General features: G+C 66.4%; 14 protein-coding genes. 8 read left to right on the forward strand and 6 right to left on the reverse strand.

The features are described from left to right. Positions 1-10 precede the first annotated feature (10 nt). A complete protein-coding gene (locus AB0I51_RS44275) occupies positions 11-1,093 on the reverse strand; it encodes an inositol-3-phosphate synthase (protein WP_093627941.1) in 1,083 nt (360 codons plus the stop codon). Positions 1,094-1,137: 44 nt separating this feature from the next. Further along, positions 1,138-1,824, reverse strand: a complete 687-nt coding sequence (locus tag AB0I51_RS44280; protein ID WP_362984504.1) for a helix-turn-helix transcriptional regulator — start codon at positions 1,822-1,824, stop codon at positions 1,138-1,140. Positions 1,825-2,565: 741 nt separating this feature from the next. Between AB0I51_RS44280 and AB0I51_RS44285 the strand changes: the two genes are divergently transcribed. Both AB0I51_RS44285 and AB0I51_RS44290 read left to right on the forward strand, forming a co-directional pair. Next, complete coding sequence (locus AB0I51_RS44285) at positions 2,566-4,812, forward strand: transglycosylase domain-containing protein (protein ID WP_362984506.1); 2,247 nt, start codon at positions 2,566-2,568, stop codon at positions 4,810-4,812. 137 nt (positions 4,813-4,949) lie between these two features. Further along, positions 4,950-6,449: a glycosyltransferase 87 family protein gene (locus tag AB0I51_RS44290; RefSeq protein WP_362984508.1), complete on the forward strand. Its 1,500-nt coding sequence runs from the start codon at positions 4,950-4,952 to the stop codon at positions 6,447-6,449. An 82-nt stretch (positions 6,450-6,531) separates the two neighbouring features. Here the strand turns inward: AB0I51_RS44290 and AB0I51_RS44295 are convergent, their stop codons facing one another. The 3 genes from AB0I51_RS44295 to AB0I51_RS44305 form a co-directional block, all read right to left on the reverse strand. Next, positions 6,532-7,563 carry an alanine racemase gene (locus tag AB0I51_RS44295; protein ID WP_043676063.1) on the reverse strand — a complete coding sequence of 344 codons (1,032 nt, stop codon included), beginning with the start codon at positions 7,561-7,563 and terminating at the stop codon, positions 6,532-6,534. 90 nt (positions 7,564-7,653) lie between these two features. Continuing rightward, positions 7,654-8,775 (reverse strand): peptidoglycan bridge formation glycyltransferase FemX, encoded by a 1,122-nt coding sequence (gene femX / locus AB0I51_RS44300; RefSeq protein ID WP_362984511.1) that lies wholly within the window; start codon positions 8,773-8,775, stop codon positions 7,654-7,656. A 178-nt stretch (positions 8,776-8,953) separates the two neighbouring features. Beyond that, positions 8,954-9,268 carry a hypothetical protein gene (locus AB0I51_RS44305; protein WP_362984513.1) on the reverse strand — a complete coding sequence of 105 codons (315 nt, stop codon included), beginning with the start codon at positions 9,266-9,268 and terminating at the stop codon, positions 8,954-8,956. 279 nt (positions 9,269-9,547) lie between these two features. On the opposite strand from AB0I51_RS44305, the gene rpsF reads away from it, so the two are divergent. The 4 genes from rpsF to rplI all read left to right on the forward strand — a co-directional run bounded on the left by rpsF (position 9,548) and on the right by rplI (position 11,277). After that, positions 9,548-9,838 (forward strand): 30S ribosomal protein S6, encoded by a 291-nt coding sequence (gene rpsF, locus AB0I51_RS44310; RefSeq protein WP_006604399.1) that lies wholly within the window; start codon positions 9,548-9,550, stop codon positions 9,836-9,838. Between the two features lie 77 nt (positions 9,839-9,915). Next, positions 9,916-10,518, forward strand: coding sequence for a single-stranded DNA-binding protein (locus AB0I51_RS44315; RefSeq protein ID WP_362984515.1), 603 nt, complete (start codon positions 9,916-9,918; stop codon positions 10,516-10,518). A 57-nt stretch (positions 10,519-10,575) separates the two neighbouring features. Further along, positions 10,576-10,812: a 30S ribosomal protein S18 gene (gene rpsR / locus AB0I51_RS44320; protein WP_006381652.1), complete on the forward strand. Its 237-nt coding sequence runs from the start codon at positions 10,576-10,578 to the stop codon at positions 10,810-10,812. A gap of 18 nt (positions 10,813-10,830) precedes the next feature. Next, positions 10,831-11,277, forward strand: coding sequence for a 50S ribosomal protein L9 (gene rplI / locus AB0I51_RS44325; RefSeq protein WP_019073380.1), 447 nt, complete (start codon positions 10,831-10,833; stop codon positions 11,275-11,277). Between the two features lie 198 nt (positions 11,278-11,475). Here the strand turns inward: rplI and AB0I51_RS44330 are convergent, their stop codons facing one another. Further along, on the reverse strand, positions 11,476-12,813 hold the full coding sequence (locus AB0I51_RS44330) for an MATE family efflux transporter (protein ID WP_362984517.1): 1,338 nt from the start codon (positions 12,811-12,813) through the stop codon (positions 11,476-11,478). Positions 12,814-13,273: 460 nt separating this feature from the next. Between AB0I51_RS44330 and dnaB the strand changes: the two genes are divergently transcribed. Together dnaB and AB0I51_RS44340 are read left to right on the forward strand one after the other, a co-directional pair. Then, positions 13,274-14,752, forward strand: a complete 1,479-nt coding sequence (gene dnaB, locus AB0I51_RS44335; protein WP_200713270.1) for a replicative DNA helicase — start codon at positions 13,274-13,276, stop codon at positions 14,750-14,752. A gap of 85 nt (positions 14,753-14,837) precedes the next feature. After that, on the forward strand, positions 14,838-16,223 hold the full coding sequence (locus AB0I51_RS44340; RefSeq protein WP_362984519.1) for a serine hydrolase domain-containing protein: 1,386 nt from the start codon (positions 14,838-14,840) through the stop codon (positions 16,221-16,223). Positions 16,224-16,359: the final 136 nt, after the last annotated feature.

Here is a 16,359-nt window from a genome sequence, read left to right on the forward strand (position 1 = left end):
CCGGCGGGTCCTAGCGCTCGACCTCGCCCTTGATGAACTTCTCGACGTTGGCGTAGGCCTCGTCGTCGAAGTACTGGACCGGCGGGGACTTCATGAAGTAGCTCGACGCGGAGAGGATCGGGCCGCCGATGCCGCGGTCCTTGGCGATCTTCGCGGCGCGCAGGGCGTCGATGATGACACCAGCAGAGTTCGGAGAGTCCCAGACCTCCAGCTTGTATTCCAGGTTCAACGGGACGTCGCCGAAGGCACGGCCTTCGAGGCGGACGTAGGCCCACTTGCGGTCGTCGAGCCACTGGACGTAGTCCGACGGGCCGATGTGGACGTTCTTCTCGCCCAGGTCGCGGTCCGGGATCTGCGAGGTGACGGCCTGGGTCTTCGAGATCTTCTTGGACTCGAGGCGGTCGCGCTCCAGCATGTTCTTGAAGTCCATGTTGCCGCCGACGTTGAGCTGCATCGTGCGCTCAAGACGGACACCGCGGTCCTCGAACAGCTTCGCCATCACACGGTGCGTGATGGTGGCGCCGACCTGCGACTTGATGTCGTCGCCGACGATCGGGACACCGGCCTCGGTGAACTTGTCCGCCCACTCCTTGGTGCCGGCGATGAAGACCGGGAGGGCGTTGACGAAGGCGACCTTGGCGTCGATGGCGCACTGGGCGTAGAACTTCGCCGCGTCCTCGGAGCCGACGGGCAGATAGCAGATGAGGACGTCCACCTGCTTGTCCTTGAGGACCTGGACCACGTCGACCGGGGTCTCGTCGGACTCCTCGATCGTCATGCGGTAGTACTTGCCCAGGCCGTCGAGGGTGTGGCCGCGCTGGACCGTGACGCCCTTGTTCGGGACGTCGCAGATCTTGATGGTGTTGTTCTCGCTGGCACCGATGGCGTCGGCGAGGTCGAGGCCGACCTTCTTCGCGTCGACGTCGAACGCGGCGACGAACTCGACGTCACCGACGTGGTAGTCGCCGAACTGGACGTGCATCAGGCCTGGCACCTTGGCCGCCGGATCGGCGTCCTTGTAGTACTCGACGCCCTGTACCAGTGAGGCGGCGCAGTTGCCCACGCCGACGATGGCTACGCGAACCGAACCCATTCCGGTTGCTCCCTGTGTGTGCGAGGTGAGGCCCTGACTGGACCTCATGTGGTGGTTTCGTCGGACGGATCCGGCCCGGGGGTGGCACCCCCGAGCCGGGGCAGGCCGCCCGACTCCCCGGATGTGCTGTCCTGCTGAGCGGTGCCGTCCGGAACGGGACCCTTCAGGTCACGTCCGGCCCGCTCGCTCTCGATGAGCTCGTTCAGCCAGCGCACTTCGCGCTCCACGGACTCCATTCCGTGGCGCTGGAGCTCAAGGGTGTAGTCGTCGAGGCGCTCCCGGGTCCGCGCCAGGGAGGCACGCATCTTCTCCAGACGCTCCTCCAGCCGGCTGCGGCGACCCTCCAGGACGCGCATGCGTACGTCGCGTGACGTCTGCCCGAAGAAGGCGAAACGAGCGGCGAAATGTTCGTCCTCGTACGCGTCGGGCCCCGTCTGCGAGAGCAGCTCCTCGAAGTGCTCCTTACCTTCAGCCGTCAACCGGTAGACGATTTTGGCGCGACGCCCCGCGAGTGTGGCCGTGAGGGCGTCCTCAGGAGTGTTCCCCGCCTCCTCGATCAACCAGCCGTTGGCGACCAGCGTCTTGAGGCAGGGATAGAGCGTCCCGTAGCTGAACGCACGGAACACACCCAGTGACGTATTGAGTCGTTTGCGCAGCTCATAGCCGTGCATCGGGGATTCGCGGAGCAGCCCGAGGATGGCGAACTCGAGGATGCCGGAACGTCGGCTCATCGTCGCCTCCTCTCTGTCCGCGGTCCGACCGTGACGGTCTTTATGCCGAGCTGATGTATCGACTCGATACATCCAGACGATAGAACGGCCTTCCGGATGCGACAAGTGGGGAGATGGTGAGCGGCGTCACATCACTGATTCGTTGGAAGCAAGTTGCCTGATTTGGGGTGAACTTCGGGGCTAAGCAGGTTTTGACGGTGCGTAGTCTGTGCGGCATGCACACCACCGGGAACCAAGTGACGCGTGGGGGCGTCAACGTCCCCGGTGCGGTACGGATGAATGCAGAACCGACCACATCCGTACTTCGGGGGGACCGGAAACCAGCCGCCGTTTCCAGGCGCGCACGGGTGCGCCTGCCCGAGGAGTAATCGTTCGATGAGCGAGCACCGTCGCAAACCGCCGCAGCCGCAGGGAGGCGGACGTGCCGCGGACCGACGCGGCCAGTCCGGACCGACCTCCGGCCGCCGCGCGGCACCGCGAGGCGCCACCACCGGGTCTCCATCCGATTCCTATGGGTCGAACTCCGCCGATTCGGGGGGTGACGACCGCCAGTACGGCAGCCGTGCCGAAGCCCGTCGGGCCGCGCAGAGAGGCGGCGGCCGTCGTAGAGGGGCCGAGCCGGCAGGGCGTGGTCCCGGTGGCCCGAACGGGCCCGGCCGGGGCAGAGGACGCGGTCCCGCGCCCGGCAAGAAGAGGTTCATCGACTATCCGCGCTTCGACAAGTACGGATGGCGCCGCTGGGTGCCTTCCTGGCGGCTTGTCTCCACGCTGTGCCTGTTGTTCTTCGGCAGCATCGTGGCCGCGGTGGGTGTCGGCTACGCGATGGTCAGCATCCCCAGCGAGAACACTGCGGCCAAGTCGCAGAACAACGTCTACTACTGGTCCGACGGCAGCCAGATGGTCGCCACGGGCACCGGCGCCAACCGTCAGAACATCACCATCGCCGACATCCCGAAGGCCATGCAGTGGTCGGTGATCTCGGCCGAGAACAAGAGCTTCTACACGGACTCGGGCGTCGACCCCATGGGTATCGCCCGGGCCCTGGTCAACATGGCCCGGGGCGGTGAGACGCAGGGTGGTTCGACGATCACCCAGCAGTTCGTCAAGAACACCTACCTGAGCCAGGAACAGACGGTCAGCCGCAAGTTCAAGGAGATGTTCATCTCCATCAAGGTGGGCACGTCGCTCAGCAAGGAGCAGGTCCTCCAGGGCTACCTGAACACCTCGTACTACGGCCGTGGCGCCTACGGCATACAGGCCGCCGCGCAGACCTACTACGGTGTGGACGCGGTCAAGCTGACGCCGAGTCAGTGCGCCTTCCTGGCGGCACTGTTGAAGGGTCCGACGTACTACGACCCGATCGGCGCCACGAACATCGACCCCGCGGCGACGTCCGACGCCAACCGCAAACGTTCCGAGGCCCGCTGGAGCTGGATCCTCGAGCAGATGCACAACGACAAGCACATCACGGACGCCGAGTACCAGGCGGCCATAAAGAAGTACCCCGAGCCCCAGGGCCTGAAGGCGACCAAGGGCATGACCGGCCAGATCAGCTACCTGGTCGACACGGCCAAGAAGTACGTCCTGAACCACTCGAACATCTCACAGACCGAGTTCGACAAGGGTGGCTTCCAGATCTACACGACCTTCGAGAAGGACAAGGTCAACGAGCTGAGCGCGGCCGTGAAGAAGGTCCAGAAGGAGCGCATCGACCCGAAGAAGCGCAGTCTGGACAAGTACGTCCAGTTCGGCGCGGCGTCGGTGAGGCCCAAGGACGGAGCGATCGTCGCCCTCTACGGAGGTGACGGATACGAGAACGGCCACTTCACCAACAACGCCGACACTTCGGGTGTCCCCGTGGGCTCGACCTGGAAGCCGTTCGTGCTCGCCGCAGCCATGGAGTACGGAACGTACAAGACCGATGGCGTGGGTATCTCGCCGCTGAGTAAATACAACGGCGACGATCACCTCAAGGTCGAAAACCAGGACGGTTCGTACGTCCTGAACAAGGACGGCTCGACGTTCTACCAGAACAACGAGAGCAACTATCCCTGGGGCTACATCACGCTCCGCAAGGCGATGGAGCAGTCCATCAACACGCCGTACGTGCAGCTCGGTATGGACGTCGGGATGACGAAGGTGAAGGCCGTCGCCCAGTCGGCGGGCATCCTGGACGCCAGTATGGCGAAGGATCTCAACGCGTCCTTCGCCATCGGTACGTCGACACCCAGCGCGATCCGGATGGCCGACGCCTACGCGACGTTCGCAGCCTCTGGCAAGCAGGCGGACCCGTACTCGGTGACCGCCGTCAAGCAAGGCGGACAGCCGGTGTCCGGCTTCGACAAGCCCGCTGTGAAGCAGGCGATGCCGGAGAACGTGGCGAACAACGTCACGGACACCCTGGAGAACGTCATCCAGAACGGTACGGCGGAGAACGCGAAGGCTCTGGGCCGCACGGCGGCCGGCAAGACCGGTACCACCGACAGCAACAAGTCGGCCTGGTTCGTCGGCTACACCCAGCAGCTCTCGACGTCGATCGCGATGTTCAGGGAGAACCCCAAGGACGCCGAACTGCTCTCCATGAACGGTACGGCGGGCGTGGCGTCCATTCACGGTGGTGACATCCCGACATCGATCTGGACCGAGTACATGGAGGCCGCACTCAAGGGGGCCTCCGACCCGGGCTTCCCGGAGGCCACCAAGATTGACAAGGTCCAGAACGAGGACGGCGCACCGTCTCCCAGTCCGACGCCCGTGGTGACGCCCAGCGAGACACCCAGTGAGACGCCGAGCGAGACGCCGAGCGAGACGCCGAGTTCGACGCCGTCGGCAACCGAGTCCTGCCGGTTCAGCTGGCAGTGCAGTAACAACGGCGGCACCACCGGAGGCACGACGTCCACGCCGACGGACACGGCCACTGCGACGGAGTCCACCGGCACTAATAACGGCAACGGCAACGGGGGCATCTTCGGAGGCGCAAACGGTTAGCCGCCATACCGTCCACGATGGGTGTTTCACGTGAAACACCCATCGTGGACGGTTTCACGTGAAACAGGGGCCGTCGCACCCACCGGGTTGCGGCGGCCCTCGGCGTATTCCTAGGTGTGTACGGCAGGATGTGCCCCATGCCCAGTGCAGAACTGACGCCCACGAGCGTGCACAAGCCGGATCCGGTAAAGCCGACCAAGGTCGACCAGGTCGCCGCCGCCGGTAGCGAACTGATCGGTGGCCCCATCGGCCGGCGCGCCCTCCTCGGGACGTCCTGGTGGACTCCCGTACGGGTCATCGCATTGGTGGCGATCGGTATGTTCGCCCTCGGCCTGGTCCAGAAGGCGCCCTGCTACAACAGCGGTTGGTTCTTCGGCGCGAGTTCGCAGTACACGCACGCTTGCTACTCGGACATCCCGCACCTCTACCAGGGGCGCGGCTTCGCCGACGGGCTCGTCCCGTACTTCGACAAGCTCCCCGGCGACATGCAGTACCTCGAATACCCGGTGCTGACCGGGGTGTTCATGGAGGTGGCCGCCTGGCTCACACCGGGCAGCGGCAGCATCCAGCACCAGGAACAGTGGTACTGGATGGTCAACGCCGGGATGCTGATGGTGTGCGCCGCCGTCATCGTCGTATGCGTCAGCCGCACGCACGCCCGGCGCCCCTGGGACGGACTGCTGGTCGCCCTGGCGCCTGCCTTCGCGCTGACCGCCACCATCAACTGGGACCTGCTGGCCGTCGCTCTGACGGCCTCGGCGATGCTGATGTGGTCCCGGGGCCGTTCCCTCGCTTTCGGCGTCCTGTTGGGCCTTGCCACGGCCGCCAAGCTGTATCCCGTCTTTCTCCTGGGCCCCTTGTTCCTGCTGTGCTGGCGCGCGGGCAAATGGCGGGACTTCGGGAAGGCGTTCGGCGGGACCGTCGTCGCCTGGCTGGCTGTGAACCTGCCGGTGATGCTCTTCGCCTTCGACGGCTGGTCGAAGTTCTATACGTTCAGCCAGGAACGGGGCGTCGACTTCGGGTCCTTCTGGCTGATCATGGCCCAGAAGTCCACCGACCCGCTCAGCACCGACACCGTCAACACGTTCGCCACGCTGCTGATGCTGCTGTGCTGCGGAGGTATCGCGGCGCTCACGATGACCGCTCCTCGTCGGCCGCGCTTCGCCCAACTGGCCTTCCTGATCGTCGCGGCGTTCATCGTGACCAACAAGGTCTACTCCCCGCAGTACGTGCTGTGGCTGGTCCCCCTGGCCGTGCTGGCCCGGCCGAAGTGGCGGGACTTCCTGATCTGGCAGGCGTGCGAGGTGGCGTACTTCCTGGGCATCTGGATGTACCTCGCCTACACGACCAGCGGAAACGCCCACAAGGGCCTGCCGACCGACGGCTACCACTTGGCCATCGGCCTGCACATCCTGGGCACGCTCTACCTGTGCGCCGTGATCGTGCGCGACATCCTCATGCCGGAACGGGACGTGGTGCGCCTGGCGGGCGACGACGACCCCTCGGGCGGAGTGCTCGACCGGGCGGAGGACATGTTCGTGTTCGGGGCCGCGGCCCGTCCCGGACGGCACGCGGCCCCCTTCGAAGGACCGCAGGTGGAGTGGGGCAGCGAGGGCCCGACAGGCCGTTCGCTCTGAGCGAACAGCATCCGGCGAGACCACGCGAAAGGCCGTACACGGGAGGTTCCGTGTACGGCCTTTCGGCTGAGCTTGGGGACGTTCAGCGATCGACGATGCGGTCGAACTGGGTTGTGGTGTGCCGCAGATGGGCCACCAGCTCCTCGCCGACCTTCGGCTCGGCCGCTTCCGCCGGCACGAACAGGATCGAGACCTGCATGTGCGGAGGCTCGGCGAACCAGCGCTGCTTGCCGTCCCAGACGAACGGAGAAAGGTTCCGGTTCACCGTGGCAAGGCCGGCGCGGGCGACGCCCTTGGCGCGCGGCATGACGCCGTGCAGCGCCTTGGGGGCCTCCAGGCCCACCCCGTGCGACGTACCGCCCGCCACGACCACCAGATAGCCGTCGGAGGCGGCCTTCTGCTGCCGGTAGCCGAAGCGGTCGCCCTTGGAGACCCGGGTGACGTCCAGGACCGCCCCGCGGTACTCGGTGGCCTCGTGGTCCCCCAGCCACAGCCGGGTGCCGATACGGGCCCGGAAGCGGGTCTGCGGGAACTGCTGCTGCAGCCGGGCGAGTTCCTCGGCCTTGAGGTGGCTGACGAACATAGTGTGCAACGGCAGCCGCGCGGCCCGCAGCCGGTCCATCCAGCCGATGACCTCCTCGACGGCGTCCGAGCCGTCGGTCCGGTCCAGCGGGAGGTGGATGGCGAAGCCCTCCAGGCGGACGTTCTCTATGGCCGAGTGCAACTGCGGCAGTTCCTGCTCGCTGACACCGTGCCGCTTCATCGAGGACATCACCTCGATGACCACACGGGCGCCCACGAGGCCGTACACACCGTCGATGGACGACACCGAGCGGATCACCCGGTCCGGCAGCGGAACGGGCTCCTCGCCGCGGCGGTAGGGCGTCAGCACCAGCAGGTCGCCCCCGAACCAGTCCTTGATCCGGGCGGCCTCGTACGTCGTGCCGACGGCGAGGACGTCCGCGCCGAGACGCGTCGCCTCCTCCGCCAGCCGCTCGTGCCCGAAGCCGTAGCCGTTGCCCTTGCAGACCGGGACGAGCCCCGGGAACTGCTCGGCCACGTGCTTGTGATGCGCCCGCCAGCGCGCAGTGTCGACGTAGAGCGTGAGCGCCATGGCCGGACCTGGAACCTTTCTGGTGGCTGCGGTGTATCAGGAGTATGAGAGCTGAGGGCTGTCGACGTTATCGAAGCGAGGACCGTGAGGTCAGCGGCGCGACATGTAGATGTCGAGCGCCTTGTGGAGCAACTTGTTCAGCGGGAAGTCCCACTCGCCCAGGTACTCGGCGGCCTGTCCACCGGTGCCCACCTTGAACTGGATCAGACCGAAGAGGTGGTCGGTCTCGTCCAGCGAGTCGGAGATGCCGCGCAGGTCGTAGACAGTGGCGCCGAGCGCGTAGGCGTCGCGCAGCATCCGCCACTGCATCGCGTTCGAGGGCCGGACCTCACGCCCGATGTTGTCGGAGGCACCATAGGAGTACCAGACGTGTCCGCCGACCACGAGCATCGTCGCCGCCGACAGGTTCACCCCGTCGTGCCGGGCGAAGTACAGACGCATCCGGTTGGGGTCCTCGGTGTTGAGGGCCGTCCACATGCGTTGGAAGTACGACAGCGGGCGGGGCCGGAAGTGGTCGCGCACGGCCGTGATTTCATACAGCCGCTGCCACTCCTCAAGGTCGTGGTAGCCGCCCTGCACGACCTCGACACCGGCCTTCTCGGCCTTCTTGATGTTGCGGCGCCACAGCTGGTTGAAGTTCTTGTGGACCTCTTCGAGCGAGCGGTTCGCCAGCGGCACCTGGTAGACGTAGCGCGGCTGGACGTCGCCGAAGCCGGCGCCGCCGTCCTCGCCCTGCTGCCAGCCCATACGGCGCAGCTTGTCGGCCACCTCGAAGGCGCGCGGTTCGATGTAGTCGGCCTCGATGTCACGCAGCCGCTTCACATCCGGGTTCTGGATGCCCGCCTTGATGGAAGTGGCCTCCCAGCGCCGGATGATAACCGGCGGGCCCATCTTCACCGAGAAGGCGCCCTGCTGCTTCAGGTGGGCCAGCATCGGCTGGATCCAGTCGTCCAGATTCGGCGCGAACCAGTTGATGACCGGGCCCTCGGGCAGATAGGCCAAGTAGCGCTTGATCTTGGGGAGTTGGCGGTAGAGGACCAGGCCCACACCGACCAGCTCGCCGGTCTTCTCGTCGAACCAGCCGAGGTTCTCGGAGCGCCACTCCGCCTTCACATCAGCCCATGCCGGGACCTGCATGTGGCTAGCCGACGGCAGGCTCTGGATGAATGCCAGATGCTGCTCTCGGCTGATGGTCCTCAGGGTCAGGCTCATTCGGGGCGCTCCTCGGGCTGGTGTGTCCCCATGGGTACAGGGGCTCCGGCTCTCGCGCCGAAGCCTACTGCGCCTTGCGAGCGCCCCGACTGGGCGTATGCAACCTTCGCCTCGGCCTGTAGGTCGCCGAGGCGTTCCGTGGTGTTTTACGCGGTGTTCGGACCGTGGTGCCGGAGCGTCAGCTGATGACACCGCCGAACAGTCCGCCGTGCGCCATGCCGAGGAAGAACCCGACACCCGCGGCACCGAGACCCAGGATCAGCCCGAAGCGCTCCCTTGTCGTCTCGGAGATCCACTGGCCGTACGCGCCGGTGAGGATCCCCACCAGGCCGGTCCATGAGCTGAGCAGATGCAGGTTGTGGAAGAAGCCCGTGACGAACGCGGTCAGCCCGAGCACCAGGGTCACCGCGAGCAGCGTGTCCTGGAGCGGATGGGGCTTGCCGTCCGTGGCGAAAAGGGAACCGGCGGTGTTGGGTCGCAATGCCTGTGCCATGTGGCACCTCCTGCGGAAGGCGGCGCGTCGTCGCGCCGGACACACCCGATGTGTACAGATTGGCGCTCTCCGCCACCGGATTTCAACCGGAAGCCGGTGTGCGGGTACTCTGTACCCTCTGCACTGGTGTCTGTCCACGTCGTCACGGATCGGAATCTCCGCAAGGGGCACCCGATGTCAGTGGCGGCTGTTTTACTGGCACACACTGTTGCTTACGCATCACAACCCTCCTGCCACGGATCGACCGTGGCCGCTGAGTCCAAAGGAGGTGGGTTCCACATGCGTCACTACGAGGTGATGGTCATCCTCGACCCCGATCTGGAGGAGCGCGCTGTCTCCCCCCTGATCGAGAACTTCCTCTCCGTCGTCCGTGAGGGCAACGGAAAGGTCGAGAAGGTCGACACCTGGGGCCGTCGTCGTCTCTCGTACGAGATCAAGAAGAAGCCCGAGGGCATCTACTCGGTCATCGACCTGCAGGCCGAGCCTGCGGTCGTCAAGGAGCTCGACCGCCAGATGAACCTGAACGAGTCGGTCCTCCGGACCAAGGTCCTCCGCCCCGAGACCCACTGAGCATCTAGCTCAGCCGATCTCGGGATTCGAGTAGCAGCACCAAGCAGCCAGCAGCAAACCCGCCGAGAGGTTCCCCCATGGCAGGCGAGACCGTCATCACGGTCGTCGGCAATCTTGTCGACGACCCCGAGCTGCGCTTCACCCCTTCTGGTGCGGCGGTCGCGAAGTTCCGTGTCGCGTCCACTCCCCGCACCTTCGACCGCCAGACGAACGAGTGGAAGGACGGCGAAAGCCTCTTCCTCACCTGCTCGGTCTGGCGTCAGGCGGCGGAGAACGTCGCCGAATCGCTCCAGCGAGGCATGCGCGTCATCGTGCAGGGCCGGTTGAAGCAGCGGTCCTACGAGGACCGTGAGGGCGTCAAGCGCACGGTCTACGAACTGGACGTCGAAGAAGTCGGCGCCAGCCTGCGCAGTGCCACGGCCAAGGTCACCAAGACCGCCGGTGGCGCTCGCGGTGGCCAGGGCGGCGGCTTCGGCGGCGGCGGTGGTGGCGGCCAGGGTGGCGGCGGCTGGGGTGGAAACTCCGGCGGCGGGCAGCCGGCCGGCGGTGCTCCCGCCGACGACCCGTGGGCAACCGGCGCTCCCGCCGGTGGCAACCAGGGCGGCGGCGGTGGCGGCTGGGGTGGAAACTCCGGCGGTGCCGGCGGTGGCGGCGGCTACTCGGACGAACCCCCCTTCTAGGCCTTCGGGCCGAGGGTGGGTCGTACCCACACTTCTTGATCACACAGGAGATACACCATGGCGAAGCCGCCTGTGCGCAAGCCGAAGAAGAAGGTCTGCGCATTCTGCAAGGACAAGGTCCAGTACGTGGACTACAAGGACACGAACATGCTGCGGAAGTTCATTTCCGACCGCGGCAAGATCCGTGCCCGCCGCGTGACCGGCAACTGCACGCAGCACCAGCGTGACGTCGCCACGGCCGTGAAGAACAGCCGTGAGATGGCGCTGCTGCCCTACACCTCCACCGCGCGATAAGGGAAGGGTGACCGACCAATGAAGATCATCCTCACCCACGAGGTCTCCGGCCTCGGTGCCGCGGGCGACGTCGTCGACGTCAAGGACGGTTACGCTCGCAACTACCTGATTCCGCGGAAGTTCGCTATCCGCTGGACCAAGGGTGGCGAGAAGGACGTCGAGCAGATCCGCCGTGCTCGCAAGATCCACGAGATCCAGACCATCGAGCAGGCCAACTCTGTGAAGGCCCAGCTCGAAGGCGTCAAGGTTCGTCTGGCCGTCCGCTCCGGCGACGCCGGTCGTCTCTTCGGTTCCGTCACCCCGGCCGACATCGCTTCGGCGATCAAGGCTTCCGGTGGCCCCGAGGTCGACAAGCGTCGTATCGAGCTGTCTGCCCCGATCAAGACCCTGGGCGCCCACGAGACGTCCGTGCGTCTGCACCCCGAGGTTGCCGCCAAGGTCAACATCGAGGTCATCGCGGCCTGACCGCTGCGCTCGGCACAGCTGAGAGAGGGGCCGTACCCGTTGGGGTGCGGCCCCTCCGCCGTGCCCGGGATGGGCAGGCCATGGCCCGGACATCGGTCTCGGGGTGTGCAGACCGCAGGGCGCGCATCGGTTCGGGCGATGCCACGGCGCGCATGTTTCACGTGAAACGCGGCTGCCGCGATGTTTCACGTGAAACGGTCAGCGGGTCGCGCCCGTGACGACCCAGTGGCCCGAGCGGGTGCGCAGCAGGAGCGTCAGCATGCGCACCGTCATCATCAAGGTCATCGCTCCCCAGAGAGCGGTCAGTCCGGCACCGAGGGCCGGCACGAGAAGGGCCACTGGAGCGAAGACCGCGAGGGTCACCAACATCGCTCCTGCGAGATACGGCCCGTCTCCCGCCCCCATCAGTACTCCGTCCAGGACGAAGACGACACCGCAGATCGGCTGCGAGAGCGCCACCATGATCAGGGCGGGCAGGGCGGTGTCCTTGACGGTGGAGTCGCTGGTGAACAAGGGGAGGAACAGTGGCCGGGACACGATCAACAGGAAGCCGAACACCACTCCGACGGCGATGCCCCACTGCACCATGCGGCGGCAGGCGGCTCGGGCACCTTGTGGATCGTCGGCACCGAGGTAGCGGCCGATGATGGCTTGGCCCGCGATGGCGATGGCGTCGAGTGCGAAGGCCAGCAGAGACCACAGCGACAGGATGATCTGGTGGGCGGCGATATCGGCATCCCCGAGGCGGGCGGCGACCGCCGTCGCGATCAGGAGGATCGCTCTCAGGGAGAGTGTGCGCACCAGGAGAGGTGCACCCGCTTGCGCAGAGGCTCGGATCCCTGTCGAGTCGGGGCGGAGCGAGGCGCCGTGACGGCGAGCCCCACGGACGACCACGACGAGATAGACGGCAGCCATTCCCCACTGGGCGATGACGGTGCCCCAGGCGGAACCGGCGATGCCGAGGTCGGCGCCGTAGACGAGTCCCAGGTTGAGGACGCCGTTGGCGATGAAGCCGGTGATGGCGACGTACAGCGGTGTCTTTGTGTTCTGCAGTCCGCGCAGGACTCCGGTGGCGGCGAGCACTATCAGCATGGCCGGGATGCCGAGGGAGGAGATCCGAAGATAGGTCGTCGCATAGGGGGCCGCCGTGTTCGAGGAACCGAAGAGGCCGACGAGGGCGGGTGCCGCCGGGAGAACGACAGCGATGACGGTGGAACCGATCAACAGGGCGAGCCAGATGCCGTCCATGCCCTGGCGGATGGCGGCTTGGAGATCACCCGCGCCGACGCGTCGGGCGACGGCAGCCGTGGTGGCGTAGGCGAGGAAGACGAAGACGCTCACGGCTGTCGTCAGGAGGGCGGAAGCCACGCCGAGACCGGCGAGTTGTGCCGTACCGAGATGGCCCACGATCGCGCTGTCGGCCATGACGAAGAGGGGCTCGGCGACGAGTGCGCCGAAGGCCGGAACGGCCAGCATGACGATCTCGCGGTCGTGTCGGCGTCGGGTGGCCTTGGTGGTCGCGGGAGCCTGTGTCATGAGCACTAATCTAATCGTCCACAGGTAAGAGATGCAATTGTCATGTGACCCTTACCTCCGATGTCGCCTCGTGTCCTCCCGCGCACTGTTCGAAGCGATCGTGGCCCGACTGGAGAAGTTTTTCTTCTGCACAGCCGGCGGATGGGGAAATGGCAGGTCAGGCTGGTCGTGCTTGGAAGAATCGGGTCTTGTTCACAGGGCTGTCCACCGGGTCGTGCACAGGTTTTGGCGGGTTCTCCACAGCATCCGGGCCGTCGTCCACATGGCCTGTGGATAACCAGATTGGCTGACGGTGCCCGCGGGCCTACGGTGGACCGGCGCCCGCTCCGTCCGTCGGCTTGAAAACCATCACAAAACCGACGCGCCCGTACCGGAGTTGGGCGTCTCATTTGTCAGTGCCGTGCCGTAGAAATGAGGGGCACGGCGAGGTCCGCTCGGCGGACGGGAGGAGGTGGCTCGGTTGAGTATTTCCGAGCCCTTGGACGACCCGTGGGCCGAGAGCGGTCCAAGTGATCGTCTGCCTGCTTCCCGACGGCGCGGTGACGGAGGCCGGGGCCGCGATGAACAGCACGACCGCGGTCGGGAAGGCGGCGAGTGGGAGGGCGCGGGCTCGGCCTTCGAGCGTGTGCCGCCGCAGGATCTTGATGCCGAGCAGTCCGTACTCGGCGGCATGCTCCTGTCCAAGGACGCCATCGCCGACGTCGTCGAGGTCCTCAAGGGCCATGACTTCTACAAGCCCGCGCACGAGACGATCTATCAGGCGATCCTCGACGTCTACGCCAAGGGCGAGCCGGCCGACCCGATCACCATCGCGGCCGAACTCACCAAGCGCGGAGAGATCAACAAGGTCGGCGGCGCATCGTATCTGCACACGCTCGTTCAGACCGTGCCGACGGCGGCGAACGCGGAGTACTACGCCGAAATCGTCCACGAGCGTGCCGTACTGCGCCGCCTGGTCGAGGCCGGTACGCGCATCACGCAGATGGGATACGCGGCCGACGACGACGTCGATGAGATCGTCAACCGGGCCCAGGCCGAGATCTACGCGGTCACCGAGCAGCGGACCAGCGAGGACTACCTCCCGCTCGGCGACATCATGGAGGGCGCGCTCGACGAGATCGAGGCGATCGGCTCACGTAGCGGCGAGATGACAGGTGTGCCCACCGGGTTCACGGACCTCGACTCCCTCACCAACGGTCTGCACCCGGGCCAGATGATCGTCATCGCCGCCCGTCCCGCCATGGGCAAGTCCACACTCGCGCTGGACTTCGCGCGGGCGGCATCGATCAAGCACAACCTGCCAAGCGTCATCTTCTCCCTCGAAATGGGGCGCAACGAGATCGCGATGCGCCTGCTGTCAGCCGAGGCGCGCGTCGCCCTGCACCACATGCGTTCCGGCACCATGACCGACGAGGACTGGACCCGGCTGGCCCGTCGGATGCCCGAGGTGTCGTCCGCGCCGCTCTACATCGACGACTCCCCGAACCTGTCGATGATGGAGATCCGTGCGAAGTGCCGCCGCCTCAAGCAGCGCAGCGACATCAAGCTGGTGATCATCGACTATCTGCAGCTCATGCAGGCAGGTGGCTCCAAGCGCCAAGAGAGCCGTCAGCAGGAGGTCTCGGACATGTCCCGAAACCTCAAGCTCCTGGCGAAGGAGCTGGAGGTCCCGGTGATCGCGCTCTCACAGCTCAACCGTGGTCCCGAGCAGCGCACGGACAAGAAGCCGATGGTGTCCGACCTGCGTGAGTCCGGCTCCATCGAGCAGGACGCCGACATGGTGATCCTGCTGCACCGCGAGGACGCCTACGAGAAGGAGTCGCCGCGCGCCGGCGAGGCCGACATCATCGTGGGCAAGCACCGTAACGGCCCGACGGCGACGATCACCGTCGCCTTCCAGGGCCACTACTCGCGCTTCGTGGACATGGCGCAGACGTGACCGGGCGACCCTAGGCGGCCGACCCGGTTCCGTGTCCCGGGAAATGTGCTCGACGTAGGGCAGTCCCGCCGGATGGACTGGGGGCATGACGACATCTCAGGACGACCTGCTTCCCGCTACCCGCCGGGCGTTGCTGCATCGGATCGCCGTGGCCCAGGCCGAGGGGCGGGCACCGTCGTTGGTCGCTTCGGTGGTGCGGGACGGGCGGGCGGTATGGCACGGTGCGCGGACCTCGGTGGACGGGCACGGGCCGGACGAGAACGTGCAGTACAGGATCGGCTCGATCACCAAGACGTTCACCGCCGTCCTGGTACTGCGGCTGCGCGACGGAGGCCTCCTCGATCTCGGTGACCCCCTGGAGAAGCATCTGCCGGGCACCGGCGCGGGGGAGTCCACCATTGCCCAACTGCTCGCGCACACAAGCGGGTTGGCAGCCGAGTCACCCGCGCCCTGGTGGGAACGGACGCCCGGTTCCCTGCGCCCCGAACTCCGCGATGTGCTGGGCGAGCACCCCCTGCTGCATCCGGTCGGCCGCCGGTTCCACTATTCGAACCCCGGATACACGCTGTTGGGCGCGCTCGTCGAGGAACTGCGCGGTGCGCCTTGGGAGGACGTACTCCGGCGGGAAGTGCTCGAACCTCTGGGCCTCCATCGCACGAGTGCTCAGCCGCAGGCGCCCCACGCGGGTGGCTGGGCGGTGCATCCATGGGCCGACGCGTTGCTTCCGGAACCCGCCGTGGACCTCGGTCTCATGGCGCCGGCCGGTCAACTCTGGTCCACCACCGATGACTTGGCGCGGTTCGCCGTCTTCCTGGCCAACGGGGACGACCGGGTCCTGAGCGCGGAGTCGGTGCGCGAGATGCGTACCCCCGCGGCACCGGCCGAGGCAGCCGACGTCGTGGACGGTGCCGCCTACGGCCTCGGGCTGCAGATTCAGCACCGCGACGGCCGCCTGCTCATCGGACACTCCGGATCGCTGCCAGGCTTCCTGGCGAACCTCACCATCAGCCTGGAGGACGACGTCTCGGCGGTGGTACTGGCCAACTGCACGTCCGGACCGCTGCTGTCATCGCTGGGCGCCGACCTCGTCCGTATCGTCGCCGAGGCCGAACCGAGGATTCCCGAGCCGTGGCGCCCGATGCCCGAAGTCGAGGCAGCCGCACTGGAGTTGGCCGGGCAGTGGTACTGGGGTACGCATGGGTTCGCCCTGCGGCTAACCGCAGACGGGAGGGCATCGCTGGAGCCATTGGCGGGCAAGGGCCGCCGCTCACGTTTCCGGGCCAACGGTGACGGCACCTGGACCGGACTAGAGGGTTACTACGCCGGAGAGCTCCTACGGCCCGTACGGCGCCCGGACGGGTCTGTCAGCCACCTCGACCTCGGATCGTTCGTCTTCACCCGTCAGCCGTACGACGAGGGCGCTTCTGTGCCGGGTGGGGTGGACCCGGAGGGGTGGCGGGGGATCCGCTAGCCGTGATGCTCGGGGAGGCGTCGTGTTTCACGTGAAACACGAAGCCCCCCCGGAGTGGGGCGGGTGTGGGGTTTTATGTTGATTTGTGGTGGGTTTTTGGCAAAATGGTGGGGGATAGGTAGATGGGAGGGTGGGG

Origin of the sequence: Streptomyces sp. NPDC050549 (assembly GCF_040655035.1) — a bacterium.
Taxonomy (GTDB): domain Bacteria; phylum Actinomycetota; class Actinomycetes; order Streptomycetales; family Streptomycetaceae; genus Streptomyces.